The organism is Clostridium sp. LS (assembly GCF_002760435.1).
Lineage (GTDB): Bacteria > Bacillota > Clostridia > Clostridiales > Clostridiaceae > Clostridium.
The window spans coordinates 41,908-62,227 of the sequence record NZ_AUUU01000021.1 but is presented as its reverse complement, the minus strand read 5'-3'; the positions used below and the strand labels follow the sequence as shown (position 1 = coordinate 62,227).

Genomic DNA, 20,320 nt, shown 5'->3' with positions numbered 1-20,320 from the left:
ATTAATATTTATATGCATATACATGTATTATGATAAAAATTTTTACTTGTCCTCGAAAAATATAAATTTATAAAATTTATATGTATATACATATGTTATCATAGGAAATATTTATAGTCAATTAATTACTTTAAAGAAAGTTAATAAAAGAATTTAAAGACCAATTACTTTATTTCTATGTTGTAATTGATCTTTTCAAATATTATTTATGATTTAAAAAATCTATTGCCGTTTGAAGCATTAGTGCAGTTCCTCTATATAAAACAGAATCATCCATCATATATTTTGAGTTATGTGCTGGATAAACTATTCCATCCTCAAAAGCAGCTGGATTATATATCCTAAAATAACATCCTGGGACCTTTTCGAAGAAAAAGCCTGCATCTTCTGCTCCCATATTATAATCATTAAGAATGTGTACTTCATCTTCATTTAGTATCTTTTTTGCTGATTCTATAAATATATCAACCATATTTTTGTCATTTATAACTGCTGGGCATCCGCCATAGAAATCTAATTCGAAATCTGCCCTCATTATTTTCGCTAAACCTGATACAATTTCCTCAATTCTCTGCAATACAAATTTTCTTATTTCATTATCTGTATTTCTTACAGTTCCTTTTATTTCAACAATATCTGGAATAATATTATTGGAACCTCTTCCTCCCTGAATACTGGCAAAACTTATTACAGTAGGCATGGTCTGGTCAATTTCTCTTGTTAATATATATTGAATATTGTTAACAATTAAGGTTGCTACAGATATAGGGTCAATACATAAATTAGGAGTAGATGCATGACCTCCCCTGCCTTTTATTTTTATATTAATTGGATCTTCTGCTGCAGACATACCTCCATATCTTACAAGAACATCACCATTTTTATATTCTCCAATCTTACTATCAACATGTAAAGCTAACATTGCATCTACTTTAGGATTTTCTAACACACCATCTTCAATCATGGCTAAAGCTCCGCCTGGACCTAATTCTTCACTTGGCTGAAATATTAACTTAACTTTTCCACTTAACTCATCTTCATTTTCCTTAAGTATTTTTGCTATACCAAGTAATATTGCTGTATGCCCATCATGTCCGCAAGCATGCATATTTTCATTTTCAGATCTAAATTCTAAATTTGTTTCCTCCTTAATTGCTAAAGCATCCATATCAGCTCTAATTGCAATGGTCTTTCCATCTTTTTTTCCTAATACAGCACTTATACCAGAGTGATTTTCATATGTAGTATATTCTATGTTAAATTCATCTAATTTCTTTTTTACATATTCAAAGGTTTTAGGTAAAACCATACCTATTTCAGGTATTTTATGAAGGTCTCTTCTCCATTTTATTATTTCATCGCTAAGTGCTTGAGCTTGTGCAAGTATATTCATTTTTATTATCCCTCCAAAAACTTTAATTAATATTTATTGTATAACAAAAGCTCTTTATATTACATTTTAATTTACTAAATATTTTAGTTATAATTTCTTATATGCCAAAAGGGATGTTTCTTTGTTTTATTCATTGACTTTCTATGATTATTTATATTATTCATAAAATTGTAATAATCTATTGCAATATTAATTGAGTTGTTTTATACCAGTTCACTTTTTATAAAAAAAGAGGTTATATTGTATGATTTTTAATGATTTTGACCCAATACAGTATCTTAATTAGCTATTTAACTTTATTTTAATATTGCTTTAACAATCACATGAGATGATACAAAAGTGGTAAAAATAATAAAATTAACTACTGGAGGGATATTATGATAAACAGAAGAAACAAAATTACAGCTTTATTAGTAGCTGCTACATCAATCATGTCAATTGTACCAGCTATGGCTGCTACAAAATTGGGAACTAAAGACGGTACTATTGAAAAGGCAGTAGCTTTTAAAGATGGTAAATACATTTACCAAGGTTACAGAACTGACGATGATGATTTAGCTTTGTATTATAATGCAGGAGACAAGGACAAGAAGTTAGATACTGTAACTGATTTAGAAAATAAATATAGTGACAAATATGTTCAAGCATTCGATGGTAGTGATGAATATATAGTTGATTTATCGACTGGAACATTATCAGATAGCGATACTGTATCAGATTTAACAAGTACAGCAAAAGTTAAATTACAAGAAAAATTAAGTAAGACTTCTAGATATGGAAAAGGTCCTGGAAAGGTTACAATTGCTGAAGTTACAGGTTTAGGCTCTAGATTTGGTGCTGTATGGTATTCATATAGTGCAACTACATCAGCATCAGTAACAACTACTTCAAACACTACAACATATGGAGATCCTAGCATAAGCTATACTGGTTACGTAGATCAATTAGGAAATTACATTGATTGTTCTAAAAATGAAAACATATATGTATACAATGGTACTAAGATGGTTAAGTTAGAGAATCTTGGGGATACTAGTGATGGTGTAACTTTAGATAGCATTACATATTTAAGAACTTTATCACAAGATGATAAATATATTTATAGATTAATTTCAGCAAGTGTTACTGGTGCTGTTTCAGTAAAAACTGGTGCTGCTGATACTACACTATACTATGTACAAAGAATTTCAAAAGAGCAAGGTGATAAAGAGAAAGATGCTTACTTACCTAAATCTACTGAATCATTCCAAATAGAAGGAGCAGCTAATATTGGTAATAGTGATGTAGGTGATGCTTATAATGCTATTGATCCTTTAAAGACTGGTATTGCAAGTTATACTGGAACGAAATATTATATGATTGATGGATCATTATATGTTACATTCTGGGAAGATGGCGGTACATCTAAAGTTAAGACTATTAAATTAAACTTTAAGAATTCTGCAAAACTAGATGAATATAGTTCAGGTGTGAAAACAGGCAAATTGGACGGTCATGTAATAGTTAAAGATTCAGATAAAGACCAAAAAGCAAATGCTTGGGTAGTAGATTCCAATAAAAATGTATGGGCTCTTTACGAAGGGGAAATCCTAAAGTCAGCTAAGTTAGGAGATTTTAATACAATTTATACTTGCGATAGATCATTCGACAAGATAGATGTATATGATGACAACAACTTAATCGCTTGGGACAACTCTGGAAAGGCGTATACAACTGTTACTGAAGGAACTAAACAATCACAAGCTGACGCTGCTACAATAGTAACTCCAGCTCCAGCTGCTACAATTGGTTGGAAACAAGACGGAACTAACTGGACATTCTTTGATGCAACTGGAACTAAGGTTGTTAATAAGTGGGTTAACGTTGATGGAGCTTGGTACTTCTTAAAAGCTGATGGTGTTATGGCTACAGGTTGGATAAATAATAACGGAACTTGGTACTATTTAAAATCATCAGGAGCTATGGCTACTGGTTGGATAAATGATAATGGAACTTGGTATTACTTAAATGCATCTGGTGCAATGTTAGCTAACACAACTGTTGATGGTTACACATTAAACGCTTCTGGTGCTTGGGTTAAATAGTTCAAATTGAAGATAATTTGAACTTCAGTTTAAATTCTTGCAAATAATATATTTAATATAAGCTGTAATTTCTGTAAGCTCTAAGCAGAAATTAATATAAAATATTTTTTAAACATTTTTCCTAACTCTTAAATTTAATAATAAGTATACGTTAATTATAAGAAGGTATTCATCTATAAAATGAGTACCTTCTGTTATTTATGGTGCAGTTAATAAAAAAAGTTTTATTCCATTTAATATACATGCGATTAAATAATCAAAGGAATTCATTATATAATTATCAATATTACTTTTATTTACCAAAACGTTTCCTTAACTTTAAAATAAAACTTAAAATAGGACAGTATCAAAATGAATTTAATGCTGTCCCTTTATTATTACGCCTAAAAAACATTAGGCTTTCCTTCATTAATTATTAATCATCTATTATAAGTTTTAAAGCACTTTTGATAAAAAATCTATTGTACGCGGGTTTTTAGGATTTTTAAATACTTCTTCAGGAGTTCCCTGTTCTACAATTTTTCCCCCATCCATAAATATAATTCTATCTCCAACTTCCCTTGCAAAGCCCATTTCATGAGTTACAACTACCATAGTCATTCCTTCCTTAGCTAGATCTTTCATTACATTTAAAACTTCTCCAACCATCTCAGGATCTAAGGCTGAGGTAGGTTCATCAAATAGCATTACATCTGGCTGCATTGCTAAAGCTCTGGCTATTGCAATTCTCTGTTTTTGTCCTCCTGATAATGAGGCAGGATATGCATCTATTTTATCTGCTAGTCCTACTTTTTCTAACAAAGCAACTGCTGTTTTTTTAGCTTCATCTTTTGAAATTCCTTTTACTTTAGTAGGTGCTAAACAAATATTATCGCATACCGTCTTATGAGGGAACAAATTAAATTGTTGAAACACCATTCCCATTTTTTCTCTCATTTTATCTATATTGGTTGCTTTTGAAGTTATGTCTTTATCTTCAAAAGTAATTTGCCCGGATGTGGGAGTTTCCAGCAGGTTAAGACATCTTAAGAATGTACTTTTTCCAGAACCAGATGGCCCTATTACTACTACTACTTCCCCTTTAGCAATATGTTCATCTATGCCCTTTAAAACTTGATTATTTCCAAAACTTTTATGTAAATCTTTAACGTATATCACTTGCTTTAAGTCTCCTTTCTATATATCCTAATATTCTTGATAATGTAAATGTAAGAATAAAGTAAATAATTGCTGCTACTATTATTGGTTCTAAACCTAAAGCCGTATTTCCTCTTACTATTCCTGCATTATACATAAGTTCTGCAACTCCAATTACCGAAACCATTGATGAATCTTTTATTATTGCTATAAATTCATTTCCTAATGCAGGTAAAATATTTTTAAAGGCTTGTGGTATTACCACTTGAAACATTGCTAATCTTTGATTCATTCCTAAGCTTCTCGCTGCCTCCATTTGACCTTTATCAACTGCATCAATTCCAGCTCTAATTATTTCAGAAACATATGCTGCTGAATTTAATGATAGCGCAACTGCACCTACAAGCATATCAGGCATATCTCTTCCTATTAATTTAGGTAAACCTATATATATTATGTATATTTGTACTAATAATGGAGTTCCTCTCACAAATTCTACATAAGCCGTTGATATAAGGCTTACTATATTAAATCTCGAACGCCTTGAAAGTGTTAGTATAAGACCTAAAATTGTTCCAAATAAAACTGCAAAAAATGCTAGTATAATAGTTATTTCTGCCCCTTTTAGGAAATACTCATAGTACTTTTGTAAAAACGTAAAATTCAAGTTTATTCCTCCTATTTTTATAAGATTTTGATCATTAATTATCTTTTTTTATGACTACTCTGCTTTTGTTTCTTCTAAAAATTCATTTACTAATGCGTCATGTAACTTTTTAATAATTTCCGCTGCCTTCCCGCCTACAGGTTTTCCATCTATTTCACAAGCCGTTATGCAAAATTGACCTGAGCAGGTAATAATAATTTCATCTGCTTCCATTAACTCTTTCAGGGTAAATGCCGTTTCATTTACTGGAATATTGAATGACTTGCACATTTTAATAAGACGAGCTCTTGCAATTCCAGGCAAAATTAAATTATCTGTCGGAGCTGTTTTTAAAATACCATCTTTTAAAATAGATACGTTACTATGAGCACATTCTGTTACTCTTTCACCTCTATGGAATATAACCTCCTGGCAGCCATTTTCTTCTGCTTTTTGTGCTGCCATTACATTAGGCAATAAATTTAAAGTTTTAATATTGCAATGTAAAAATCTTGTGTCCTCTAAAGTGATTAATTTAAATTTTTCTGCCTTGTAATTAACACTTGAAGGTCTTATTGTAATCCAAAGATTTGATGGAACATCTTTGCCTGGAAAAACATGATTACGCATGGAAGTTCCTCTTGTAACCTGCCAATATAAAAATTGTTCTCCAGAATCAACTTTCTTGACCATAGCTTTTAGAATTTCCTTTAACTCTTCCTTTGCATAAGGAATTTCAATCCTTAATAAACCAGCACTGTTATAAAAACGATCAACATGCTCGTCCAATGCAAAAATTACATGATTTCTACTATCAGTAGCTTCATAAACTCCATCACCGAAATAACATCCACGATCATTCATTGGCACTGTCATTTCCTCTAACAAACCATATTCTCCATTATAATATCCTAAATTCTCCAACTTACTCACCTCCTAAACTACAAGAAATTAATCTACTAATTTATTAGCTTCAAGCACATATTCATCGATTTTGCCTTCATCTTTTAACCTTTTTAAAGTTTTGTTAACTTGAGCCTGTAATTCGCTGGAATTTTTCTTCATAGCTACAGCTGCTCCTATTTCTATATCCTTTAAAACAAATGGTGCTATTCCTAACTTTTCATTTTTTTCAGTATTTAATTGTGCAACTGGTAAATTTACTAAAACTCCATCAACTTTTTTACTATCCAAGTCTAATATTAAATCTGTAACCTTAGCTAAAGATTTTAGTTCTGAATCTTTAAGCTTTTCTTGGGCATAAGTTTCTTGTACAGATCCTGTTTGAACTCCAATTTTCTTTCCTTTTAAGTCATCTAGTGATTTTATTGTATTTTCGTCACCTTTTCTAACTATAAATCCACTATCAGACTTATAATAAACATCTGAAAAATCAGCATTTTGTCTTCTTTCATCTGTTGGATTTATTCCTGCAAGGACTAAGTCTATCTTATTTGCCTGCTCTGCTACAAGTAAACCATCAAAAGCCATATCTTTTATTTCTAGCTCTACTCCCATATCTTTTGCTATTTCTTCTGCTATTTTAATATCAAAACCTACTATAGTATCTTTTCCATCTATTTCTTTATGAAATTCAAATGGAGGATAATCTGCACTTGTTCCAACCACTAATTTTCCTTTTGATTTTATTGATTCTAATGATATTCCATCACTTTTAGCATCCTTATTTCCTTCTGCCTTGCCAGACCCACATCCTGCAATACCTAGTGCTAAAACTCCTACAGCTAAAGCTGCTGCTACTCTTTTTATTAAACTCTTTTTCATGATTTTTTCCTCCTTCATAATACATATTATTTTTAAAAAAGAGCTTACCATTATTAAAAATGATAAACTCCGTTGTTTTCATATTTATTAAACATATTTAAATTAAATAATTTCATTTACAATTCTATTTACTTTTACTTTTTCACCATTCAAATAATATACAATATTTTCACATGAGATTCTTTGCAGTTCTCTCATAGATGTTTCTGAATAAAAGGCTGCATGAGGTGTTATTATAACATTTTCTCTTCCTACCAGTTTATTATTTTCTAAATCTGGATTTTCCTCTTCCAGTACATCTAAACCTGCTCCTCTAAGCAGCTCTTCATCAATTGCCTGTAGCAAATCGTCTTCGTTGACGCTGCTTCCACGTCCTGCATTTATGAATATTGGTTTTTTCTCCATCTTTCTAAACTCATTAATTGTAAAGAAGTTATTATTACTTCCATTTTGATTCATATGATTAGAAATAATATCTGCATTTTCCCATATATATTCTGGTTCAACTAAAGTTACACCAAGCATCTTCGCATCTTCAGCTTTTGCATAAGGATCTACTGCTACAACTTTCATGCCAAAAGCTAGAGCTCTCTTTGCGACGGCCCTTCCTATTTTTCCAAAACCAAATATTCCAAGAGTTTGTCCTTCTATTCTTTGAAGATTACTAATTGAATGATATTTCCATATTTTTTTCTTATCTATATCATTAATATAATGCTTAATTCCTCTAGATAGCGTTAAAATTAGTGACATAGTGTGATCGGCAACTTCCTGAGTACAATATTCTCCAATTGGGCAAACTGCAATATTTCTTTTAGTTGCTTCTTCTAAATCTACACAATCATATCCAACAGCATTAATTGATATGCATTTTAAATTTTTGCATGCATTTATCACGGTTTTATTAATATCTAAAAATGCTGTAAGTATTGCATCTGCGCCCTCTATAACCTCTAAAAATTCATTTTGGTTGCCATTGTATTCGTATATAACTATTTCAGCATCTTTAAGTCCCTTAGATAGAATGCTCTTTTCATATTCAAGATCTCTTCCTAGTACATCTTTATAGTCAGTAATTACTATCTTCATACATTCCACCTGCCTTTATAAATTTCATTTGCCTACACAAATTGGTAAAATTTCCGAAAGAATTTCATCTGTAATCTTAATTACTGCATCCATTTCCTCATCAGTTCCAATGGTTATTCTTACATAGTTATCTATTCTAGGCTGCTTGTAGTAACGAGTTAAAACTCCTTTTTCTCTTAATGCCTTATAATATTCTTCTCCACTAATCAAGTTGTGAGTTACAAATAGAAAGTTAGTTTTAGATGGAATTACATAAAATCCTAATTTTCTAAATTCCTCACTTATTCTTTCTCTAGTAGCAATAGTTTTATTATTACATTCCTCAAAGTATGCTTTGTCTTTTACTGATTCAACACCTGCAACTAAGGATAATCCATTTATGTTGTAAGGGCTGAAAGAGAATTTAATTTTGTTTAGATCCTCTATTATTTCTTTAGATGCAACTGCAAAGCCTAAGCGAGCGCCTGCTAAATTACGTGATTTTGAAAAAGTTTGTACTACTATTAAGTTTGGATACTTATCAAGTAAGCTTATACATGATTTGCTTCCAAAGTCTACATAAGCTTCATCAATGATAACTACTCTATCTTCATTTGTCTTTAAAATTAATTCTATTTCTTTATGACTAAGAGTTAACCCTGTAGGTGCATTAGGATTAGCAATTATTATATTTCTTCCGCAATTTACATAATCATTAACATCTATTGTAAAGTCTTCTTTTAAAGGTACTTCTATGGCATCAATATTGAAAGACTTTGAATAAACCTTATAAAATCCATAAGTTATATCTGGAAAACAGGCTTTTCCTTCCTCATCAAAGAATGCTAAGAAACAAAACCCTAAGACTTCATCTGATCCATTTCCTACAAATACTTGCTCTGGACCAACATTGTAAAAATCAGCAAGCTCGTCTACTAATATTTTTGCATCTGGATCTGAATAAAGATTTAATCCTTCTACTTGGTTTCTATTTATTACTTCCATTACCTTTGGTGCTGGCAGATATGGAGATTCATTTGTATTTAATTTAATATACTTTCTATCCTTTGGTTGTTCTCCAGGAACATATGCTTCTAAATTACATAACTTTCTACTTAAAAATTTACTCATTGTATTATCCCCCTTAGTTCAGTTAACAGTTATTGCTTAGTACTTCATTTATTATTGCTATTGCCTTATCAACATCTTTCTTTTCCACTATTGTAGGTGCTATAAAACGCACAACATTTTTATAGCATCCACAAGATAGTAATAGAAGTCCTGATTCTAAAGCTTTAGTTATTATTGTCTTTGTTAATTCTGTATTTGGATTCTTATCTTTATCAACTAGTTCAATTGCCAGCATTAATCCAATGCCTCTAACATCTCCAATAGCTTTATATTTATCTTTTAATCCCATTAACTTTTCTTTGAAATACTCACCCATCTTAGCACAATTTTCAAGAGCTCCATTTTCTAGTACATCTATTGTTGCAAGAGCTGCTGCACAAGCTACAGGATTTCCTCCATAAGTACCGCCATGAGACCCTGCTGCCCATTTTTGCATATGCTCTTTCTTTGCAATTATTGCGCTTAATGGAAATCCTGATGCTATTGCCTTAGCTGTTGTAAATATATCAGGTTTTACTCCGAAGTTTTCCTGTGCAAACATCTTTCCTGTTCTTCCAAAACCAGTTTGAACTTCATCAAAAATAAGCATTATTCCATATTTATCACAAATTTCTCTAACATATCTTACAAATTCAACTGGTGGTACTATATAGCCCCCTTCACCTTGAATTGGTTCCATTATTATAGCTGCGACACTATACGGATCTATAAGGTGCTTGAACATATCATCAAATTGCTCAAAATATTCTTTAGGACATTCGCTACCATTTTCCTTATAAGGTGTTCTATATATATATGGATATTCAGCAAAGTATACACTTGGCAATAAGCCTTCATAATTTTTTCTATATGCTGAATTAGATGAAGTAATAGAAGTTGTTCCTATGGTTCTTCCATGGAAAGATCCTTTAAAAGCAATAACTGCTGGTCTTTTTGTAACATATTTAGCAAGCTTTATTGCTCCTTCATTTGCTTCTGCTCCACTATTGCTGAAATATACCATAGTATCTCCGCCAGTAATTTCAACTAATTTTTCTGCTAAGGCTACATAAGATTCATAATATACAACATTATGGCCCCCATGAATTAATGTTTTCACTTGATCAACTGCTGCCTCTACTACCTTTGGATGATTATGACCTATATTACAAACAGCTACACCACTTGCAAAATCAAGTATCTCTCTTCCATCTTCTGTTGTTAAATAACAGCTTTCCCCTTTTACAACTCCAAGCTGTGTTGCTCTATTTGCAACAGGCGGCATAACCTTTTGACATCTTTCAAATAAAGTACTCATAATTTTTTATCCTCCATTTATACTGATTAATGCTAAATAATTAGCTCAAAAATCTATAATTATCTTTATTTAAATAAATAATTCTTTAATGTTTTAATAACAAGCTGTGGTAAAACTTCAAATGTATATGGCATATATACACGTTCTGTCCACTTGTGAGCGTCCTTTCCGTAACAACCATAATTAATTGCTGGTATATTAAGTTTTTTAATGCTTTGTAATGGAACATTATAAAGTTTTTCGTATTCTGGGAAATTTCCAATGAGCATATTCAATGACTCACTATCATCATCTATTTTTAAATAGCTGCTATCTGTAAGACTAGGAAAAAACTGCATTACTTCAAATTCCTCATTGCTCTTTTCACTAAAATCTTTTACTATTTTTGAAATCTCATTATAAGTTTTCTTTTCTTCTTCCACTTCGTGTTTCAAAGTATTATGTGGACAGTATGGAGCTGCAAAGAATATTACTATTGTAGGAATTTTTATTCCTGCAATTGAACATAACTTTTTAGTTATTTCCAAAGGTATTTCACGCTTATCCACATTTTCGCCTATACATCTATTTGTTATTTCTTCAATATATACATCGATATTTCCATGAAAAACATCTTTAGCTAATTTATATACTTCCTCATATTCTAAAACCTGAGTATTATATTCTATCTTCTTGTAAGCTACCTTAGTTAAATTGCAGTATTCTTTATACTTCTCATTAATATCAATTAACACATTATCAAGAGCCTTTTTAGCGGCTTCTTTAAGCTTCATCAAAATTTCTTTAATTGATGCATTATGAATGAAATAATTAAAATAAACAAAAGATGTAAAGGATGTTTGAACATTATATTGGGGCTTTAAATCCTTCATTTTTAATACTGATGGCGGAAGTGTAAATTCTCCCTTATATCCATCACAGTATTCTGGATTTAAATTAATTAATCTTACAAGCTCAGCTGCCACCATTGAAGCATCAAAACCTTCAAAGCATTGAGCCACATGAGTTTCCTTACCTTGGATATAAAAGCAGGGTAGTATTTTTCCAACTGCTCCAGTATAAACATATCTCTTTGTGTCTCCTGGATAAAGTGGACATATATAATCATTATTTATTGCAAAAATATAATTTAATTTTTCCTTTTCTTTTAATTCTTCTAATATTTCCAAGCCTTCAATTATTCCTGTGTGGAGATTTTCTTCAACTGGGTTTACTGAAAGTAGAATATTTCCATCTATTTCACTTACTTTCTCACTTAAGTGTTTTAAAATTACCATGAAAACTGCAACTCCACTCTTCATATCGCAGGCTCCACGTCCAAATAACCAATCTCCCGAATTTAGATCCTCCTTTACTTCAAGATCTAAATTCATGTCTTTAAGTTTTTTCATTAATTCATCACAATCGAAAGCAACTTCCTTAAGCTGCCCAAAATCTTCAACATCAACTGTATCCATGTGTCCATGAAGTATTACTGTATCTTTACTTTTTCCTTTTTCTCCTTTAATAAGGGCAAATACATTTCTTCTATCAAGAAAATCATTTTTAAGTTTTTGTATAATAACTTGATCTGGGTGTTCTTTAAAATAAGGTATATCTCTTAAATATGATTCAATAAAACATGCAATATCATGCTCTCCAGGAGTTGTGTTTACACTAGCTATACTTACAAGTTTTTTTGTAAGCCCTAATATTTCATTAAACATTGGCTTTCCTCCTTACTGTATATACAGACTACTAAATACTGTATACAATTATATTTAAAAAAATTTTTTACTTACACTCTGCTAAGAGGGAAGGTCATACAGTGTGGACCGCCACCTGCTTTTACAATTTCAGTAATGTCTACTTCAGTTACCTTTATTCCTCTTTTTCTCATTTCTTCATTAGCATAAGTGTTTTTCTTCAGTGATATTATTCTTTTATTTCCAAGGGCTTGTACATTGCAGCCTAATTCAAATACACTTTCTGCTGGAACATCTATAGTTTCAATGCCCATTTCATCTATTAAATCAAGAAAGTCTTGTGGAAGAGCTTCTCTATATGCTAAGGCAAGTTTTTCGTCTACCATGTTAAAGCATAAATCAAAGTGTAAATACTTTTCATCTAATGGTACTCCCATAACTTTATATCCATACTTCTTTAATTGCTCCTGTATTTCTTCAATACCCTTTGCATTACTTCTTGCCACCATTCCAATTGCAAGTGTATTATCATCTAAAAATGTGAAATCTCCACCTTCAAATAATCCTTCAGTACATTCTGCAACCATTGGTATTCCGAGTTCAGCCATTTTATTTTTATAAGCATCTCTTTCAAAAAAACGTATATCTTCTCTAAACCTTCCTAAAATATAGCCTTCTCTAATACAGCCTCCAAAATCTCTTGCAAATACTGAATTAGTCATTTTAGGATCTGTATCTAAAAGAACAACTTCAACTCCATTCTCTTCATAAGCTTTTACCATTAACTTATGTTCTGCTTCTAGTTTCCCAATATCAAGAGTTGAGTCTTTCCACTTTTTTGCTATTTCATTTATTGGAACTGGTTTAAGATAAGTTGGTCTGCACATTAATACTTTTTTTAATACACCAGTTGAATTTTTAACATGTAATTTTTCCATTTTAATTCCTCCTAAAATTATATAAACAAAAAAGACAAAAACACGGCTTATGCTAAGTTAGACGCCATTGTCTTTGTCATATACTTTTTTATTTTCTACAATAAATTTATAAGTATTGTTAATGCGGGGATTGTTACAATAGAAACTAATGTTGACATTGTAACAAGTTTTGCTCCATGTTCACTATTAAGTCCATTTCGCGCTACAAGTAAAATAGTTGATGCTGCTGCTGGACACGAGCATGCTACAATATGAGCTATAGCTACATTTTTTCCTGCATCAAACCAGTTTTCAAAACCTGTAATTTTTATTAAAAAAATCATTATTAAAGGTAAAATAATAGTTCTAAGTAAAACTGATTTATAAATATTAATATCCTTAAGGGTTTCCTTTATATCTATGTTTGCTAGAAAAACCCCTGTAATAACCATTGCAAGTGGTGTATTTATTGCTGCTATATACGATATAGTCTGAGCTGTCACACTACCTATTGGAATTTGTGTTAAATATAAAATTAATCCTATTATAAAACCTAAACTTCCTGGGTTAAATATTATCTTCTTAATATTTATATTATTCTCACCAGTTAGTATTGCCACTCCATTAGTCCAAGAAAAAACATTAAATATTCCAATAAAAGCTGTTCCATATAAAGCTCCTTCTTGACCAAGTAAGGCTAAAAGTACAGGAAACGCCATAAAACCACAATTGGAATATATAGCGCCCATTCTTTCTACCCTATAATTATTATCTTCACGGCTTTTTATGAGTAGATTAACAATTATAATCGACATAAGGTGGAAAACTATTGCCAGCACAAAGGAATATCCAAGGCCTACTAACTGTTCTTTTACCATACCCCTTTGATAAGCATTTATTATTAGAGCTGGTACTACAAATACAAGTAGAAAATTACTATATATATTTGTTGCCTCTATGGTTACTATACCTTTTCTAAAGGCTGTAATTCCTATTCCAATTAATATAAACATTATCATAACTTGCTTTGCTACAATAATTCCAAGTTCCATATATTCTTTAGTCTCTTATTTATAATAATATATTCTTAGTAATCAATTTCTGAACCGTAATACACAGTCTTAACAAACTCTTTCATTACTTCAATATCTATTTTAATTGGATTTGCAACAGTAGAACCACACATAGAATTCTTCACTAATAATTCATAGTCTTTATTAAAATCCTCTTCACTTATTCCTGTATCTTTTATACAATTTGGAATTCCAAGTTCTTTATTTAGCATTGCAACTTTTTCTATAATATTTGTTCCTATTACTGCTGAAAGCTTACTAAACTTTTTAGAAACTTCCTTGTCTCTGCTGTTGTACTTCATAGCGTAAGGTAATATTACAGCATTTGTTAATCCATGTGCTAAATTATATTTTCCTCCAAAAGCATGAGATACTCCATGAACCATACCTAAACCTGAATTTGAAAATGCCATTCCTGCCATACTTTGATAATTATGAACCTTTTGCCTGCTTTCAATATCTTTATTGTTACATGCTATAGGCAGCCATTCAATTAATCCTTCAATTGCTCCCTTTGCAAGAACTTCTGTAAAATCATCACCAGTTTTATTAATGTATGCTTCAATTGCGTGAGTTAAGGCATCCATTCCTGTTTCTGCTGCTATATTATATGGAAGGGTCATTGGAATATTTCCATCTAATATTGCTACATCTGGTCTTAAGCTCGGAGATTTTATACCAAGTTTCAAGTTTACATCCTCATAAGTTAACACTGATACATGAGTTACTTCACTAGCAGTTCCAGAAGTTGAAGGTATTGCAACAAACTTTGTCTTGTATCTTTTTTCTGGTAGTATACAATTTGTAAGATTTTCAACCTTAAGTTCTGGATATTCATAAACTAAAGCTATTATTTTGGCTGCATCTATAGGAGAGCCTCCTCCAACTGCTACAACTAAATCTGGCTCAAACTTTTTAATACTTTCTATTCCCTTTTTAACTTCTTCTGTCGTCGGATTTTTTCCTATTCCAGAATAAACAAATATTCTATCTTCATCATTTCCTAAATATTCTTTAACTTTGTCAATTACTCCTGAGTTAAACATAGATTGTCCACCAGTTACAATAAACGCTTTGTTATATTTAATTTCTTTTAAATACTCCATAGAATTTACTCCAGTAACTATAGCATCACCGTTAAACCTCAAAGTTTTCATATGCTTGTCCTCCTTGTAGTTTCTTGGCTTATTTTCATTCCCAGTGAATTTAGTATTCTGTATACAATGATGGGTAAAAAAAAAGCCAAAGATTAATATCTTTGACGCCATTGCCATTTAATAACTAAAGTATACTTCCATATCTTACATATGTCAATATTTTTTTATATTTCTTTAAAAATTATAAATTCCAATTATATTACTAAACCATCTATTTTATATATGACTTATGCATAAGCATTCTTTTATTAACATTCTGTAAATGTCTTTTCATTGCTTCACTTGCTTGTTCAAATTCTCCTTTTTCAATAAGATCAACTATTTCCTTATGCTCTTTATTTGCAACAATTCCATGTTCATTAACTGTTCCAGATAAAATTAAAAACCTCTTAGTAACTAAATTAGCTTTTTTTATCATATCCCTTAAAAAAGAATTATTTGTATATTCTGCAATTTTAGTATGGAATTCGTAATCAAGTTCAATAAAATCTTCATCTCTATTATATTCTATCATATGCAATTGCTCTACATACTTATTTTTTATTTCTTCAATTTGCTTTTTAGTTATATTATCCTTTAAATGCAATACTGCTAAAGATTCTAATGATTCTCGAACTAAAGTTACATCCTCTATTTCCTTTTGAGTAATATCCGATACCACAACATTTTTACTTTGGTTTATTTCAGCAATTTCTTCATAAACAAGCTTAAGTAATGCTGCCTTAATTGGTGTTCTGCTTATTTGTAATTCTTCAGCTAATTTTTCCTCTGCTAATATTTCACCTGGCTTTAATTTATTAGAAATAATAGCTTCTTTAATTACTTCATATGCTTTATCTGATAATGATTTATCCTTTTTAACTATACCAAGTTTACCCATAATATTTCTCCTCCTCAACTCCAACTACTGAACTCTGTATGCATAATACGGTAAAAAAAATTTGAGCCTATTAAAATATGCTCAACTCCATTGTTAATTACACCATATCTAATTATGTTATTCAGAATATATATACATTTATACGTTGTTTTATACAATCAACAAATAATAAACGCTGCATATTTTAATTTAACCAATCCTAATCTATTATCAATATACAACATGTACTCTTTAATGTCAAACATAAATTACAAATTTAAATTTTATTTTACAATTTTTATATCTGCATAAATATACACATACAAACAATTTCACTTTTGTAGCCGATATAGCTAAAGGCGCTCTGAATAAATAATAGTTATTTTTTTCATACTACTAGTATCAACGACATTGAAAGGAGAATTTTAATGAATATAATTTTATTTAGAGCCTATGAAAATAGAATTTTCTTTCTTATGAAATTATTGAGCAGAAATGGATATTTAAATATCTCTAATGGAGAGCTAGAAGATATTATGAAAAAGAAGTTTTATTCGATTTAATTCTAATGATATTAGAAACTTAAATGAATTTATTTTGTGATTTTTATTTTTAAATATAAATAAAGATAGGCCAAGTGCTTTACTTAGTCTATCTTTATTGGGAATTTTCAAAACTTTGTGCTTGAGTGTTTTGATCTATATTTATAGTATCATAGGTTCACGCACAAATCTATTAAATTTAGTATTATTATGAAATCTCACAAATTATGAAGCTTATAATTGTATAATTTATTTATCCAAGATACTTCTAATTACATGCATTCTTTATTAGGTCTTTTTTATAATCATCGCAAAACTGAAAAAAATTACTCGGAAGATCACTAAAATTCTTATCTTCCTTTACCATGTAATCAGCGAAATTCTTTATTTTATCTATAAAACCAATAAAATTCATATTTTCATTATTTTCACCATGAAATTTAAAGTCAGGAACACTGATTCCACTTTCTTTCATCATAGATTTAAGCATAATGAAATAATGCGCTGGAGGAAGTTGTGCTTCAGTTTCATATTTCTTACTTGTTTCAATAAAAGCATCATACGCTTTTTTTGTATTTATTATATTTTTATTCTTTTTTCTTAAATCCATGTTATCTTGATCTTCTTTATTTTTCTCAGTAGAGCCTGTCAAATTAAAAGCATTTTGAGTATAATTTAAACCAATTTGCTTATCATAATTGTTTACAGTATCCATATTTATCCACCATACCTAACCTATAATAAATATATTTGTTGTTGAAAAAATTCTTAATATATTTATTATAAAGATAATTTGTAATATGACGGTTAAAATTATGTAAAAATATCTTGTTTACTATAGCATTATTCCATCAGGACCTAATGTATAGCCTCCAATTGTGGTATTAGACAGCATAGCTCCTGTATTATCTAAGTAATACCAACTACCTGAATTATCTTTTATCCAACCAGTTTGCATTGCACCATCACTTGCAAGATAATACCAAGTTCCAGCACTTTGAATCCAACCTGTTGACATTACTCCATTAGTAGAAAGGTAATACCATTTGCCTCCATCACTTAGCCAGCCCATAGCTTTGGAACCATCTTTTCTAATATATTTCCAATTCCCACCTTCTTTTATCCAACCCGTAGTAATAATCGGACTAGTGTAGTTAATACTAGGGGTAGGGGTAGGATTAGGGGTAGGAATATTACTAGATATGTTAGCATTGTTATTAGAAGAAATACTGCTATTATTGGATGTGCTTATAGTATCATCAGAAATTGAATTACTATTGTCAGAAGTACTAGTACTAGTATGAGTCTTTTGTCTAGTAGCTCCAGATACTCCATCTACTAACTTACTGCCTGGATGTAAAGTTATACCTGCAACTGCTGCTACTGCTGTACCTAATCTCGCTAATCTTAATATAAATGTTTTTTTCATTTTTTCATCTCCTTTATTTTTATATTAGATGTACATAAAAACCAAGTTTAGAATTTGTTTTCATTTAGTTTCATTACACCTAACTAATTATGTGCTCATCAAATTTTTAGTTTTATCAAAGGTATCCACATTTTAACTTTTAGCCTTTTGCATAAGCAAAATGACAAATTATTCTTCAAAATCAATTATATAGGCAAAAACTTAATATATTCTTAGTGTAAGCTTAGAATTTGCTGAGAATAAAGCAGTTAACTAATTGCATAAAAAAACTGCACCATTCAATTTGAATTGTGCAGCATTTATATAATTAATATATTTATTAAGTTATTTATGAACTCAATAATATTCTGGCTCAAAATTTATTGTTCCTGAATAACTATAACCTTGAGGAAGGATTATAATATGAGGAAAATCAATACCCTTTGCATAAAGATTTATAGCATCAGTAGAACAGGTTTGTGGTTCAATGCAGAAATAAGGCTTATTTTTAGGTGTATAGGCCACAGTATGTGTGAAATCAGGGGTGTATAATAAATTTAATCTTAATTTTAATGTTGCATAATCAATATATGAATTTTTTCCTGGAAGAAAACCAGTATAAACATCATCAAGATCTACACAACCTACCGGAACAGGATATATGAGGTTTTTTCCACTTGTGTATACGCATTTAAGTCTTCCACTTGGAAGAATATTAGGAACAAGTTGAAACCCTCCCTTATACTTATTTAAAAAAACTTTATCTACATCTGATCTTATTTCATATCGATATAAAGCTGGAACAGATATGAATGTTCCATTTTCCCCTGACAATTTTGTAAAATATGGGTGAAGAGCAAAGCCAAAAGGCATTTCCTTATTATCTCTATTTTCTACTTTATAGGTTACATAAAGGCCTTCCTTAGTTAACTTATAGGTTAGTATAAGCATAAATTCAAAGGGATAACCCTTATATATAGGATACTCTTTATTGATATTTAAATAAGTGCTAAAAAATACTCCATCTTTTCCAAGTTCAGGTTCAATATATTCCCAGGACTCATCATAAACTAAAGAATGCATTTGTATTGGAATACCATTCTTTTTTTGAAGATAGGTTTTTCCTTTCCAAGTCCACATTGCATCTTCTATCCTATTTGGAAAAGGGAATAATACCGGCGTCCCCGTAACATAATCTGCCAAAGGCATTTCAGGATCATAATAAATAAATTCATACTCATCAATTTTAAAAGAAAATAGGTTACTTCCTTGGGTTGGAGCAATCTTTGCTTGCAAACTTCTGCTAGGATCTTTATCTTTATATCCTATTGTTATAACAGGAAACCCACTTTTATCATCCTTAATATAGTAAAATGATTGTTGATTCTTTTCGATGCCTTTTTGTTCATTATTATTAAATAACATTACGGTTCCCTCTTTAAATTATTTTTAGCTAGTTATTTATAAATACCATCAGCATTAACCCAAAAACCATCTGGAGTATAAGTATTTTTTAGTATTTTCCCATCAGTTCCAGCATAATACCAATGTAATCCATATTCCTTATTATAGTCTTTAAGTGCATATGCCTGAAACCATCCTGTTTTCATAGCTCCATCTGAGCCACAATAGTAATCGTAAGGCCCAACATCCTCATGTACTGAATAATTGCTGTCAGTATACTCTGCATAATAAGCTGGAGCCCAACTATCTATATAAATTCCGTAGTAATCATCATCATGACGTTGTTCTCCATAATACCATTTACCACCTACATTGAACCAACCATCTTTTGGCTTACCATCATCTCCATAGTAATTCCATGCTTCAACATTCCTTCCAGCACTCACCACATAATTAACATCATAATGCCATTGATTTCTAAATTTTGAATCTGAATAAGCCTTAATTTGAACCAATGGAGAGATAAAAAAAATAATGCTAAATGTTAATGCGCTTAAAAGTAGTCTTCTAATATTTATATTCACAACATTTCCCCCTATTTCCGTTAATTAAAATTTTTTCTATACATTTATATATTAATAAATAAAATTTTATGTATAAATAATCTACATGAAATTTCCTTAGTTCAATTTAGCTTTATAGTCTTTACATTTTTAAACTCTTAAATATGTAGA

General features: G+C 30.4%; 19 protein-coding genes. 2 read left to right on the top strand and 17 right to left on the bottom strand.

Annotation, left to right across the window (positions count from 1 at the left end; all coding sequences use genetic code 11):
* Window positions 1-202: 202 nt before the first annotated feature.
* Entirely contained in the window at window positions 203-1,393 is a 1,191-nt protein-coding gene (locus COL3_RS05850) for a M20 family metallopeptidase (RefSeq protein ID WP_008418400.1), read from the bottom strand.
* 377 nt (window positions 1,394-1,770) lie between these two features.
* Here COL3_RS05850 and COL3_RS05845 point away from each other — a divergent pair, with 377 nt between their 5' ends.
* The gene (locus COL3_RS05845) at window positions 1,771-3,477 is read left to right on the top strand and encodes an N-acetylmuramoyl-L-alanine amidase family protein (protein WP_008418402.1); all 1,707 of its coding nucleotides are present in this window, start codon (window positions 1,771-1,773) and stop codon (window positions 3,475-3,477) included.
* A gap of 435 nt (window positions 3,478-3,912) precedes the next feature.
* Here COL3_RS05845 and COL3_RS05840 read toward each other — a convergent pair whose 3' ends face one another.
* The 12 genes from COL3_RS05840 to COL3_RS05785 all read right to left on the bottom strand — a co-directional run bounded on the left by COL3_RS05840 (window position 3,913) and on the right by COL3_RS05785 (window position 16,253).
* On the bottom strand, window positions 3,913-4,635 hold the full coding sequence (locus COL3_RS05840; protein ID WP_008418404.1) for an amino acid ABC transporter ATP-binding protein: 723 nt from the start codon (window positions 4,633-4,635) through the stop codon (window positions 3,913-3,915).
* Window positions 4,622-5,281: an amino acid ABC transporter permease gene (locus COL3_RS05835; RefSeq protein ID WP_008418405.1), complete on the bottom strand. Its 660-nt coding sequence runs from the start codon at window positions 5,279-5,281 to the stop codon at window positions 4,622-4,624. Before COL3_RS05835 ends, COL3_RS05840 begins: the two co-directional genes overlap by 14 nt.
* 54 nt (window positions 5,282-5,335) lie before the next feature.
* Window positions 5,336-6,184: a D-amino acid aminotransferase gene (locus COL3_RS05830; RefSeq protein WP_008418407.1), complete on the bottom strand. Its 849-nt coding sequence runs from the start codon at window positions 6,182-6,184 to the stop codon at window positions 5,336-5,338.
* Between the two features lie 27 nt (window positions 6,185-6,211).
* Complete coding sequence (locus COL3_RS05825; protein WP_008418409.1) at window positions 6,212-7,045, bottom strand: transporter substrate-binding domain-containing protein; 834 nt, start codon at window positions 7,043-7,045, stop codon at window positions 6,212-6,214.
* A gap of 102 nt (window positions 7,046-7,147) precedes the next feature.
* Window positions 7,148-8,134 carry an NAD(P)-dependent oxidoreductase gene (locus tag COL3_RS05820; protein ID WP_008418411.1) on the bottom strand — a complete coding sequence of 329 codons (987 nt, stop codon included), beginning with the start codon at window positions 8,132-8,134 and terminating at the stop codon, window positions 7,148-7,150.
* A gap of 24 nt (window positions 8,135-8,158) precedes the next feature.
* Window positions 8,159-9,244, bottom strand: a complete 1,086-nt coding sequence (gene hisC / locus COL3_RS05815) for a histidinol-phosphate transaminase (RefSeq protein ID WP_008418413.1) — start codon at window positions 9,242-9,244, stop codon at window positions 8,159-8,161.
* A gap of 22 nt (window positions 9,245-9,266) precedes the next feature.
* Window positions 9,267-10,541, bottom strand: coding sequence for an aspartate aminotransferase family protein (locus COL3_RS05810; protein ID WP_008418415.1), 1,275 nt, complete (start codon window positions 10,539-10,541; stop codon window positions 9,267-9,269).
* Window positions 10,542-10,606: 65 nt separating this feature from the next.
* Complete coding sequence (locus COL3_RS05805) at window positions 10,607-12,247, bottom strand: M20/M25/M40 family metallo-hydrolase (protein WP_008418417.1); 1,641 nt, start codon at window positions 12,245-12,247, stop codon at window positions 10,607-10,609.
* Window positions 12,248-12,318: 71 nt separating this feature from the next.
* Entirely contained in the window at window positions 12,319-13,164 is an 846-nt protein-coding gene (locus tag COL3_RS05800) for an arginine deiminase family protein (RefSeq protein WP_008418419.1), read from the bottom strand.
* A gap of 95 nt (window positions 13,165-13,259) precedes the next feature.
* Window positions 13,260-14,195: an AEC family transporter gene (locus tag COL3_RS05795; protein WP_008418421.1), complete on the bottom strand. Its 936-nt coding sequence runs from the start codon at window positions 14,193-14,195 to the stop codon at window positions 13,260-13,262.
* A gap of 35 nt (window positions 14,196-14,230) precedes the next feature.
* Window positions 14,231-15,373, bottom strand: a complete 1,143-nt coding sequence (locus tag COL3_RS05790; protein ID WP_008418422.1) for an iron-containing alcohol dehydrogenase — start codon at window positions 15,371-15,373, stop codon at window positions 14,231-14,233.
* 211 nt (window positions 15,374-15,584) lie between these two features.
* The gene (locus tag COL3_RS05785) at window positions 15,585-16,253 is read right to left on the bottom strand and encodes a GntR family transcriptional regulator (protein WP_008418424.1); all 669 of its coding nucleotides are present in this window, start codon (window positions 16,251-16,253) and stop codon (window positions 15,585-15,587) included.
* Between the two features lie 407 nt (window positions 16,254-16,660).
* Here COL3_RS05785 and COL3_RS29520 point away from each other — a divergent pair, with 407 nt between their 5' ends.
* Window positions 16,661-16,795, top strand: coding sequence for a hypothetical protein (locus tag COL3_RS29520; RefSeq protein WP_278286630.1), 135 nt, complete (start codon window positions 16,661-16,663; stop codon window positions 16,793-16,795).
* Window positions 16,796-17,042: 247 nt separating this feature from the next.
* On the opposite strand, the gene COL3_RS05780 is transcribed toward COL3_RS29520, so the two are convergent.
* The 4 genes from COL3_RS05780 to COL3_RS05765 all read right to left on the bottom strand — a co-directional run bounded on the left by COL3_RS05780 (window position 17,043) and on the right by COL3_RS05765 (window position 20,170).
* On the bottom strand, window positions 17,043-17,489 hold the full coding sequence (locus COL3_RS05780; protein WP_008418425.1) for a hypothetical protein: 447 nt from the start codon (window positions 17,487-17,489) through the stop codon (window positions 17,043-17,045).
* A 120-nt stretch (window positions 17,490-17,609) separates the two neighbouring features.
* On the bottom strand, window positions 17,610-18,203 hold the full coding sequence (locus COL3_RS05775; protein ID WP_008418428.1) for an N-acetylmuramoyl-L-alanine amidase family protein: 594 nt from the start codon (window positions 18,201-18,203) through the stop codon (window positions 17,610-17,612).
* 336 nt (window positions 18,204-18,539) lie between these two features.
* Complete coding sequence (locus COL3_RS05770; RefSeq protein WP_008418429.1) at window positions 18,540-19,607, bottom strand: aldose 1-epimerase; 1,068 nt, start codon at window positions 19,605-19,607, stop codon at window positions 18,540-18,542.
* A gap of 32 nt (window positions 19,608-19,639) precedes the next feature.
* Window positions 19,640-20,170: a hypothetical protein gene (locus tag COL3_RS05765; protein ID WP_008418432.1), complete on the bottom strand. Its 531-nt coding sequence runs from the start codon at window positions 20,168-20,170 to the stop codon at window positions 19,640-19,642.
* Between the last annotated feature and the right edge of the window lie 150 nt (window positions 20,171-20,320).

Excerpts from the sequence above, each read along its gene's own strand:
- COL3_RS05800 (WP_008418419.1), bottom strand. The coding sequence starts at position 13,164 with ATGGAAAAATTACATGTTAAAAATTCAACTGGTGTATTAAAAAAAGTA.
- COL3_RS05825 (WP_008418409.1), bottom strand. The coding sequence starts at position 7,045 with ATGAAAAAGAGTTTAATAAAAAGAGTAGCAGCAGCTTTAGCTGTAGGA.
- COL3_RS05780 (WP_008418425.1), bottom strand. The coding sequence starts at position 17,489 with ATGGATACTGTAAACAATTATGATAAGCAAATTGGTTTAAATTATACT.
- hisC (WP_008418413.1), bottom strand. The coding sequence starts at position 9,244 with ATGAGTAAATTTTTAAGTAGAAAGTTATGTAATTTAGAAGCATATGTT.
- COL3_RS05820 (WP_008418411.1), bottom strand. The coding sequence starts at position 8,134 with ATGAAGATAGTAATTACTGACTATAAAGATGTACTAGGAAGAGATCTT.
- COL3_RS29520 (WP_278286630.1), top strand. The coding sequence starts at position 16,661 with ATGAATATAATTTTATTTAGAGCCTATGAAAATAGAATTTTCTTTCTT.
- COL3_RS05845 (WP_008418402.1), top strand. The coding sequence starts at position 1,771 with ATGATAAACAGAAGAAACAAAATTACAGCTTTATTAGTAGCTGCTACA.
- COL3_RS05770 (WP_008418429.1), bottom strand. The coding sequence starts at position 19,607 with ATGTTATTTAATAATAATGAACAAAAAGGCATCGAAAAGAATCAACAA.
- COL3_RS05785 (WP_008418424.1), bottom strand. The coding sequence starts at position 16,253 with ATGGGTAAACTTGGTATAGTTAAAAAGGATAAATCATTATCAGATAAA.
- COL3_RS05850 (WP_008418400.1), bottom strand. The coding sequence starts at position 1,393 with ATGAATATACTTGCACAAGCTCAAGCACTTAGCGATGAAATAATAAAA.
- COL3_RS05790 (WP_008418422.1), bottom strand. The coding sequence starts at position 15,373 with ATGAAAACTTTGAGGTTTAACGGTGATGCTATAGTTACTGGAGTAAAT.
- COL3_RS05795 (WP_008418421.1), bottom strand. The coding sequence starts at position 14,195 with ATGGAACTTGGAATTATTGTAGCAAAGCAAGTTATGATAATGTTTATA.
- COL3_RS05775 (WP_008418428.1), bottom strand. The coding sequence starts at position 18,203 with ATGAAAAAAACATTTATATTAAGATTAGCGAGATTAGGTACAGCAGTA.
- COL3_RS05810 (WP_008418415.1), bottom strand. The coding sequence starts at position 10,541 with ATGAGTACTTTATTTGAAAGATGTCAAAAGGTTATGCCGCCTGTTGCA.
- COL3_RS05805 (WP_008418417.1), bottom strand. The coding sequence starts at position 12,247 with ATGTTTAATGAAATATTAGGGCTTACAAAAAAACTTGTAAGTATAGCT.